Source organism: Megasphaera sp. AF13-6AC (assembly GCF_027685385.1).
GTDB classification, from domain to species: Bacteria; Bacillota; Negativicutes; order Veillonellales; family Megasphaeraceae; genus Megasphaera; species Megasphaera micronuciformis.
In genome coordinates this window covers 693-3,505 of the sequence record NZ_JAQCUN010000125.1, presented here as the reverse complement: position 1 = coordinate 3,505, position 2,813 = coordinate 693, and the positions used below count along the sequence as shown (strand labels likewise).

The following is a 2,813-nucleotide window of genomic DNA, read 5'->3' as shown; positions in this document are numbered from 1 at the left end:
GAACGCCCAGATTGATGGTCGACGGAACTTGTTCGGAAGTATATAAGTAATAAGCCAAGTCTTCGGCAATTTCGCCCGAAACGATAGGAGAACGACTCGTATACGTCGTCTTTTCAGGCGTGAATCGTGTTACCGTTACTTCCCCGTCAGTACCGACGGCACCGCTTACATCCAATTTTCCGTTCGGTTTCAGCGGTAAATCGACAATGGGAGTATCCACATAGCCGCGAACTCGGTTGGAATTAAAAGCATCGACGTGAATAACACCCAAAGGCCCCTTACCGTCAATGCGAATGGTTACACCTTCTTTATTTTTATAATCGCCGGCTAGCAATAAGGCTCCCGTCATAGTGCGTCCCAAAGCCGCACAGGCTACGGGTGATAAGTTGTGCTTTGTTCGCGCCGTTTCCGTAATATCCTTTGTTACGGCTACCGCCAGACGAACGTTATCGTTACTTGTATAATGGACGATAAAATCCTTATATTTCATGTCTTTCATACTTGTACCTCTAATTGTTTATCTCTTCGTTCAAGTGCAATAACTTTATTTTTACAATACGTTTAACCGAATCTTCTACACGGCTACGCGGAATTCGTCCGTCTTTAAGAGCCGCTAATATACCGTCATATACTTCCTTTTCATGACCATATTCGTGGCAAATCAGAACTATGTCGGCACCGGCATTAATCGCCATGACTCCTAAGTCACGGAATGAGTGTTGTCTCGTAACGGCTCCCATTTCCATGTCGTCCGTAATGATTAATCCCTTGTACTGTAAGCCGTTACGCAGTAAATCCGTCATAATAGGCCAGGACAAAGAGGCAGGATGTTCTGCATCAAATCCCGTGGAAACCAAGTGTGAAACGAGAATAACGAATTTGGTCGTATCGTGAGAAGCCATGGTTTTTGTAAAGGGGATTAAATCACTTTGGAAGAGTTCGGATTTGGAAGTTGTAATAACGGAGGACGCCTCATGAGAATCTACCGCACTGCGACCGATTCCCGGAAAATGTTTTAATCCGTACATAATATGAGCGGCTTCGTAGCCGTAGGCAGCTGCATCGACAAACTTATACACCTGAGAAGCGTTGCCGCCGTATGAACGGGAATCGGTCGCACTCACATCGGCAACAGGCGCAAAATTCATATTAATTCCCATGCCTTTTAATTGCATACCTACGGAAAAGGCGTAGTCTTTAGCGGTTGCGGGATTTCCGCTACTGCCGACGGCTTGCTGTGACGGCGGAGCTTGTAAGTCATTTTTCATGCGAACTACATCGCCGCCTTCTTCATCAACCGCTATAAAAAGAGGTACTTTGGCCGAATTTTCCTTTTGCAGGTCTGTCGTTAACTCTTTGACTTGTTCCTGCGACTGCATATTGCGATCGAATAGAATAATATTCCCCGCTTTGTATTGATTAAGCATATAACGGGTATCATCCGTTACGGTCGTACCTTGAATGCCGATCATCATCATTTGTCCGACCTTTTCTTCGTCGGACATGGCATCGACGATCTTTTGTACACGTTCATCGATAGACAAATCGGCATCGTCGGCTACCGTTTTTTCATCATTAATAGGATATTCTTTGCCGCGAATCGTATCCGGTCCGCAACCGGTCATAAAAAGACCGGCTAATACTAAGAATCCTAACAATACTCTTTTCAATATATTCATAGTTTACGGCATTCCTTCCAAGGATGTGACCGTTTCCAAGGCGGTTTTTATCATATCGTTAAATCCTGTTTGTCGTGTATCGGCGTCGGCATGTTCGCCTGTAATTAAGTGATCGCTTACTGTCAAGAGAGCAAGCCCTCTGGCCTTATAGCGTGAAGCTAAAGTATAAAGAGCTGCCGTTTCCATGTCAACAGCCAAAATACCGAAGTCGGTCAATTTATCATTATCAATTTCCTCATCGTAAAAACGATCGACGGAGATAATATTTCCCGCCCTCACCTTCAGTCCGGTATTCACGGCTTGGTTATATGCCGTGTAGAGTAAGGTAAAGTCGGCCGTCGGAGCAAAAGCGATCGCAGGACCGAATATATTTCGTATAAGTGATGAATCCGTCGATGCAGCTTGAGCCAATACAACGTCGCCTATTTCTACCTCTTTTTGCATGGCACCGCAAGTCCCGACACGTACCAGGTTTTTCACCTGATATTCTTTGATGAGTTCCGTTGCATAAATGGAAAAAGACGGAATGCCCATACCCGTTCCCTGGACGGACAGCCGTTTACCTTTATAGGTTCCCGTGTATCCGAGCATATTGCGAATCTCGTTATAACACTCTACATTACTTAAATACGTTTCGGCGATGTATTTTGCTCGCAAGGGATCTCCCGGTAACAGAACCGTCTCGGCAATACTCCCCTGCTTGGCTCCTATATGAATAGACATATATGCCTCCTCTACAACTTTGAACGAATGGTCGTTAAATACGTAAGAAAGACTCCCGTCGCAAAACGCATCGGGAGCCGTCCTTTCCGAAAAGGGGCCGCTTAGATTTCTTTTAATAAATTAGCCATTTCAATAGCCGAAACAGCTACATCGAAGCCTTTGTTACCGGCTTTCGTACCGGCCCGTTCTACAGCCTGTTCGATATTTTCAGTCGTAACGACTCCGAATAAAACGGGATGACCTGTATGAAGGCTGATTTGAGCAATGCCCTTGGCTACTTCATTGCATACCAAATCATAATGCGATGTAGCACCGCGAATTACGGCACCGAGACAAATGACGGCGTCATATTTTCCCGATTCCGCCATTTTTTGAGCTACCAACGGGATTTCAAAGGCACCGGGAACCCAT

4 protein-coding genes are annotated in these 2,813 nt (G+C 45.4%); all 4 read right to left on the bottom strand.

Going from position 1 to position 2,813, the window contains the following annotated elements; all coding sequences use genetic code 11:
- Window positions 1-490: Hsp33 family molecular chaperone HslO (locus PGX78_RS06845; RefSeq protein WP_270446075.1), on the bottom strand; the 490-nt coding region annotated here is incomplete at its 3' end.
- Window positions 491-509: 19 nt separating this feature from the next.
- On the bottom strand, window positions 510-1,679 hold the full coding sequence (locus tag PGX78_RS06840; protein ID WP_270446072.1) for a glycoside hydrolase family 3 protein: 1,170 nt from the start codon (window positions 1,677-1,679) through the stop codon (window positions 510-512).
- A 3-nt stretch (window positions 1,680-1,682) separates the two neighbouring features.
- On the bottom strand, window positions 1,683-2,402 hold the full coding sequence (gene deoD / locus PGX78_RS06835; protein WP_270446071.1) for a purine-nucleoside phosphorylase: 720 nt from the start codon (window positions 2,400-2,402) through the stop codon (window positions 1,683-1,685).
- A 101-nt stretch (window positions 2,403-2,503) separates the two neighbouring features.
- Window positions 2,504-2,813 (bottom strand): 6,7-dimethyl-8-ribityllumazine synthase (ribH, locus tag PGX78_RS06830; RefSeq protein WP_270446070.1); only part of this gene is annotated, 310 nt, incomplete at its 5' end.